Source organism: Chryseobacterium contaminans (assembly GCF_001684955.1).
GTDB lineage: Bacteria > Bacteroidota > Bacteroidia > Flavobacteriales > Weeksellaceae > Chryseobacterium > Chryseobacterium contaminans.
This window is the reverse complement of record NZ_MAYF01000097.1, coordinates 1-6,541: the sequence shown is the minus strand read 5'-3', so window position 1 is coordinate 6,541 and position 6,541 is coordinate 1. Positions and strand designations below refer to the sequence as shown.

General features: G+C 35.4%; 5 protein-coding genes. 3 read left to right on the top strand and 2 right to left on the bottom strand.

From position 1 onward, the window contains the following. Both BBH99_RS07220 and dnaK read right to left on the bottom strand, forming a co-directional pair. The coding region (locus BBH99_RS07220) for a hypothetical protein (RefSeq protein ID WP_228390762.1) at window positions 1–212 on the bottom strand (212 nt) is incomplete at its 3' end. Between the two features lie 136 nt (window positions 213–348). Further along, window positions 349–2,244, bottom strand: coding sequence for a molecular chaperone DnaK (gene dnaK / locus BBH99_RS07215; protein WP_066693965.1), 1,896 nt, complete (start codon window positions 2,242–2,244; stop codon window positions 349–351). A 369-nt stretch (window positions 2,245–2,613) separates the two neighbouring features. Between dnaK and ppk1 the strand changes: the two genes are divergently transcribed. The 3 genes from ppk1 to BBH99_RS07200 form a co-directional block, all read left to right on the top strand. Next, a complete protein-coding gene (ppk1, locus tag BBH99_RS07210) occupies window positions 2,614–4,686 on the top strand; it encodes a polyphosphate kinase 1 (RefSeq protein ID WP_066693962.1) in 2,073 nt (690 codons plus the stop codon). Continuing rightward, entirely contained in the window at window positions 4,683–5,567 is an 885-nt protein-coding gene (locus BBH99_RS07205) for a Ppx/GppA phosphatase family protein (RefSeq protein ID WP_066693954.1), read from the top strand. Before ppk1 ends, BBH99_RS07205 begins: the two co-directional genes overlap by 4 nt. Before the next feature lie 388 nt (window positions 5,568–5,955). After that, window positions 5,956–6,541: NAD-dependent epimerase/dehydratase family protein (locus BBH99_RS07200; protein WP_066693948.1), on the top strand; the 586-nt coding region annotated here is incomplete at its 3' end.

The following is a 6,541-nucleotide window of genomic DNA, read 5'->3' as shown; positions in this document are numbered from 1 at the left end:
GTAGATTCTCCTAATCCTACTATTTTAGAATTTCCAATGAGTTTGTTTAAGATCAACAAATCACTATGATCTTTTTCAGCTGGATTAAAAGTTTTTATTGGATATATAAACTTTGAAATATATTCTTTCTCTTCGGAATTTAAATCATTTTTTGATTGTGCCCTGATTGCTATAAAAAATACAATCAAAATAAAAGATAATTTTAATTTCATTTGCCATTTATAATTAAATACTTCCTGTGTTATTTACAGTGCAAATGTATATAAGTTTTTTAATCATATCAAAAAACAAAAACCGCCTTAGATAGTTCTAAGACGGTTTTATATATTAACTGTTATTAATCAGTAATTATTTTACTTCTTCGAAGTCTGCATCCTGTACATCCTCACCTCCAGCATTGTTTCCACCTGCGTTTTGAGCACCTGCATCAGCACCTGGCTGTTGACCAGCTGCATATAACTCTTCAGAAGCTGCCATCCATGCTGCATCTAACGCTTCAGTTTTAGCTTTCACATCATCAGCATTTTTAGCTTCAAAGGCAGTTTTTAATTCAGCTGCTGCACTTTCAATTGCTGCTTTTTTGTCAGCAGAAAGTTTTTCACCAAATTCTTTCAATTGCTTTTCAGTTTGGAAGATCAATCCGTCAGCTTTGTTGAAGATTTCAACTTCTTCTTTTCTCTTAGCATCCGCTGCAGAGTTTTCTTGAGCTTCTTTCTTCATTCTTTCGATTTCCTCGTCAGAAAGACCTGATGAAGCCTGGATTTTGATAGACTGTTCTTTACCAGTTCCTTTATCTTTAGCAGATACACTTAGGATACCATTCGCATCAATATCGAAAGTTACTTCAATTTGAGGAACTCCTCTTGGTGCTGGTGGGATATCTGTAAGGTCGAATCTACCAATTTCTTTGTTATCGTTAAACATTGGTCTTTCTCCTTGTCCTACTCTGATGCTTACAGCCGGCTGGTTGTCAGAAGCTGTAGAGAATACTTCAGATTTCTTAGTTGGGATCGTAGTGTTCGCTTCAATTAATTTAGTGAATACTGAACCCATAGTTTCGATACCTAAAGAAAGAGGAGTAACATCAAGAAGTAATACGTCTTTTACGTCTCCTGTTAATACACCACCTTGAATAGCTGCACCAATAGCTACCACCTCATCCGGGTTAACTCCTTTAGATGGTTTTTTACCGAAGAATTTTTCTACTTCTTCCTGAATGATTGGGATTCTTGTAGAACCACCTACCAGGATTACCTCGTCAATATCAGAAGTTGATAAACCAGCATCTTTTAATGCTTTAGCAACCGGCTCCATAGATCTTCTTACTAGATCTGCAGATAATTGCTCAAATTTAGCTTTAGTTAAAGTCTTAACCAAGTGTTTAGGACCTGTAGCTGTAGCTGTGATATATGGAAGGTTAATTTCAGTTTGTGGAGAAGAAGATAATTCGATTTTAGCTTTTTCAGCAGCTTCTTTTAATCTTTGAAGAGCAATAGCATCAGCTTTTAAATCTACACCTTCTTCAGCTTTGAATTCATCAGCCATCCAGTTAATGATAACATCATCAAAGTCATCACCTCCTAAGTGGGTATCACCGTTTGTAGATAATACTTCAAATACACCATCACCTAAATCAAGAATAGAGATATCGAAAGTACCACCACCAAGGTCATATACTGCGATTTTCTGATCTTTATGGTTTTTATCAAGACCGTAAGCTAACGCTGCAGCTGTAGGTTCGTTGATAATTCTTTCTACTTTAAGACCTGCAATCTCACCAGCTTCTTTAGTCGCTTGTCTTTGTGCATCGTTGAAGTATGCAGGAACAGTAATTACCGCTCTTGTTACTTCCTGGCCAAGATAATCTTCAGCAGTTTTCTTCATTTTCTGAAGGATCATTGCAGAAATTTCCTGTGGTGTATATTCTCTATCGTCAATTTTTACTTTTACAGTATCGTTTGGACCTGCAACCACTTTATAAGGTACTCTTGAGATTTCAGCAGCATCTTCTTTGAAGTGTGTACCGATAAATCTTTTGATAGAGTAAACTGTTTTAGTTGGGTTTGTTACAGCCTGTCTTTTAGCAGGATCTCCTACTTTTCTTTCTCCGTCTTCAGTAAATGCTACAATAGATGGAGTAGTTCTTTTTCCTTCTGCGTTAGGAATAACAACAGGGTCTTTACCCTCCATAACAGCAACACAAGAGTTGGTTGTTCCTAAGTCAATTCCAATTATTTTACTCATAATATTTTTATTTTTTTCTAATTTTTATATTTAATTTACACTCACTATTTCACAACATTTGTACCATACCCCGTTTTGTGACAAAATGACACATTCAAGACAAAAACCCTGAAATAACGGGGTATTTTGTTCCACTAATACTGAAATTTTTTCATGCAAATGTATCTTAATATCATTATCAGACATTGTTATCGGTATAATGAAAGAGCTCAATAAACTCAAACCGATAGAAATCCCGCATTGTAATTCATAGGAATATAAAATAGTAGAAGACAAGATAAAATTGTTAAAATTAATCAAAGTTTAACCTAAGAAATAGAGACAGAAACTGGATGAATTATTATTTTTGATAAAATATATACACTTAGAATGTCATTACACTTTAATCCACGAGATATTACATGGTTAGCCTTTAATGAAAGGGTTTTACAGGAAGCCATGGATGAAAAAGTTCCTTTACATTTAAGAATACGTTTCCTTGGAATCTTCTCCAATAATCTGGATGAGTTCTTTCGGGTACGTGTTGCCGGATTAAAGCGTGCCATGGATTTTAAGGAAAAGGTAATTGCTGAATCCTTTTATCAGCCACCGTCCAAAATCCTTCAACGAATTAATGAAGTGGTAATGAGGCAGCAGTTGAATTTCGATAAAACCTGGAAAAAAATCCAGGCTGAAATGGCTGACCATAAAGTTTTTATCAAGAATGCCAAAAACCTGACAGCCCCTCAAAAAGATTTTGTCAGAAAATATTTTGATGAGGTAGTGGAATCTAATGTGATCCCTATTCTTCTTCATGAAAATACTCCAATGCCTTACCTGAGAGATAAAAGTCTTTATCTTGGAGTTGCCATGAGGAAAAAAGACTGGCAGTATTCCAGTAACTATGCCATCATTGAAATTCCATCCCGATTTGTAGGAAGATTTGTATTGCTTCCCACCGAAGATCCGGAAGAAAAAAATGTAATGCTTCTGGAAGATGTAATTACCTTCAATTTACCACATATTTTCTCTTATTTCGGGTATGATGAATTTGCAGCGAATGCTTTTAAAGTAACCAAAGATGCAGAACTGGACCTGGATAATGATATCCGTACCAACTTTGCAGAAAAAATAGAAAAAGGCCTTAAAAACAGAAGAAAAGGGAAACCTACCCGATTCGTTTTTGATAAAGATATGGATAAGGCCCTGCTGGAACTTCTTATCAGAAAACTGAACTTAACCAAGAAAGACAGTATTATCCCCGGTGGCAAGATTCATAATTTTAAACATTTCATGGATTTCCCTGATGTTTTTGAAAAGTATGAAAGGCCTGTAGAAAGGACTTCTTTCACCCACCAGGCTTTTGAACATGGAGAAAGGGTAACAGATGTTATTATGAAGGAAGATGTTTTGCTTACTTTCCCTTATCATAAGTATAATCCAGTGATAGACCTTCTTCGTGAAGCCGCTATGGATCCGGATGTTAAATCCATACAGATTACTGCTTACAGGCTGGCCAGCAATTCAAAAATCATCAATGCCCTGATCTATGCAGCCAGAAATGGTAAAGAAGTAACGGTAATGCTTGAGCTTCAGGCAAGATTTGATGAAGAATCCAACCTCGAATGGAAAGATATGCTGGAGCCGGAAGGCATTACAGTTCTGGTAGGTCTTCCGAATAAAAAAGTTCATGCTAAACTTTGTGTGATCAAAAAGAGAGCCCATAATAAAACCATTCAGTATGGATTTGTAAGCACCGGAAACTTCAATGAAAAAACAGCTAGAATTTATGGTGATCATTTGCTTCTTACCTCAGACAGGGGCATTATGGCAGACATCAATAAAGTATTCAATGTATTGAAAAAACCTAAAGATGATTATATTCCGGTTTTGAAAACTTGTAAAAATTTATTAGTTTGCCCTCAATTTATGCGTGAAAAGATTGTTCACCATATTGATAAGGAAATTGAAGAAGCTAAAGCTGGAAGAAAGGCTGAAATCATCGTAAAGGTTAATTCTCTAAGTGACAGGTTATTAATTGAAAAGTTATACAGTGCCGCTACAGCAGGAGTAACCATCAGACTGATTGTAAGAGGAATTTACTGTGCTGTTAACCAAAAGGAATTTAAAGAGAAAATTAAGGCTATCAGTATTGTAGACGAATACCTGGAGCATGCCAGAGTAATGTATTTCTATAATAAAGGATCAGAAGATATGTATATCTCCTCTGCCGACTGGATGACCAGAAACCTTGATTACAGAATTGAAGCTGCAGCTAAAATAACCGACAAGAACCTTAAAAAAGAATTAAAAGATATTCTTGATATCCAGCTCAGAGATAATGTAAAAGCGAGGATATTAGACAAAAAGCTGAGCAATGAGTATATCAGAAATGATAAAAAAGAATGTCGATCACAAATAGAAACCTACAAGTATTTAAAGGCTAAAACAAGCAAAAAATGAAGATAGCAGCAATAGACATAGGAAGTAATGCCGCCAGACTTCTCATCAATGAAGTAAAGATAAACAATAAAAAACCGGAATTCATTAAACTCAACCTTCTTAGAATCCCTCTGAGATTGGGTATGGATGTATTTACCATCGGAAAAATAGGTCCTGAAAGAGAAAAAATGGTCATTGACTCTATGAAGATCTTCAGTGATCTGATGAAGATTTACAAAGTAGACCATTACAGAGCGTGTGCAACGAGTGCCATGCGTGATGCAGCAAACGGTAACGAAATCATCAGACAGGTACAGGAAGCTTCCGGAATCAATATTGAGATTATTTCAGGGGATGAAGAAGCTACCTTAATTTATGAAAACCACGTTGCTGAAAGTCTTGATAAAGAATTTGCCTATTTATATATTGATGTAGGTGGAGGTTCCACAGAGCTTACCTTCTATGAAAACGGTAAGATGGTCTATGAAAGATCTTTCAATATCGGAACAATCCGTCTTCTTAACAATCTTGTTACCTTAGATAACTGGAAAGAAATGAAGGAAGAGATCAAAAAAAATATTGTCAGTAAAAAGCCAATTGTCGCAATTGGTTCAGGAGGAAATATCAACAAGGTATTCTCTATGAGCAAAACCAAAGATGGAAAACCAATGTCTTTATCTCATCTGAAAAAGGTGTACAAAGAGTTCAATGAGCTTTCTGTAGAGGAAAGAATGACAAAATACAGCCTTAGAGAAGATAGAGCCGATGTACTGGTTCACGCTTTAAGTATTTTCAATAATGTAATGGCCTGGTCGGATATCAATAAAATTTTTGTTCCAAAAATTTCCGTAGCAGATGGTTTGATCCAAAATATTTACAGCCAGCTACAGCATAAGAAATAGTTTTTAAGCATAATTTCATTCAAAACCGGTCCATTCTTGTTCCGGTTTTTCTTTTTCCACCATTACGAGCAAAGCGAAGCAATCTCATCATTACCACAATCAGAAATATTTCATAAATAGCCACCCTATTTTTTAGGTTTTGGCTAAAGCCAATCGAATTTTATTTTTTATTTGGACAGCCGGGCTAAGGCCCACCCCTATTGATGTTGATATCCGGATGGATAATCATTACGGTTATGGTTGTTTAACGACAAGATCTTTTATCTTTTATCTTTTATCTTTTATCTTTTATCTTTTATCTTTTATCTTTTATCTTTTATCTTTTATCTTTTATCTTTTAAAGTAATTTCCGTCTCTCATCCGTCTTGCAACTATCAATAGCAAAACAATGAACCCAATCAAAATAATTCTTACCGGCGCTACTGGAATGGTAGGCGAAGGTGTTTTAATGGAATGTCTTGAGAATCCGAACATTTCTGAAATATTGAGTATCAGCAGAAAACCATCCGGAAAAGAGCATCCAAAACTAAAAGAATATCTCGTTCCGGACTTTTTATCCATCAATATCAATGATGAAAAACTGAAAGGTTATGATGCCTGTTTCTTTTGTGCAGGGATCAGCAGTGTAGGAATGAATGAACAAGATTACACTAAAATCACATATGATACTACCGTCCATTTTGCAGAAGCCGTTTTAAACCAAAACCCGGAAATGGTATTCATTTATGTATCCGGAGCTGGTACAGACAGTACAGAAAGTGGAAAACTGATGTGGGCACGTGTAAAAGGCAGAACTGAAAATACTTTAAAGAAGATGAATTTCAAAGGTGTTTATAATTTCAGACCTGGATTTATGAAACCTGTTGACGGTCAGACCAATGTAAAATGGTTCTTTAAACCTTTTATTTGGTTTTTTCCTATTTTTTTACCGTCAAAATCATTAACTTTACATGAAGTTGGAAAAGCTATGATAA

Excerpts from the sequence above, each read along its gene's own strand:
- dnaK (WP_066693965.1), bottom strand. The coding sequence starts at position 2,244 with ATGAGTAAAATAATTGGAATTGACTTAGGAACAACCAACTCTTGTGTT.
- ppk1 (WP_066693962.1), top strand. The coding sequence starts at position 2,614 with ATGTCATTACACTTTAATCCACGAGATATTACATGGTTAGCCTTTAAT.
- BBH99_RS07205 (WP_066693954.1), top strand. The coding sequence starts at position 4,683 with ATGAAGATAGCAGCAATAGACATAGGAAGTAATGCCGCCAGACTTCTC.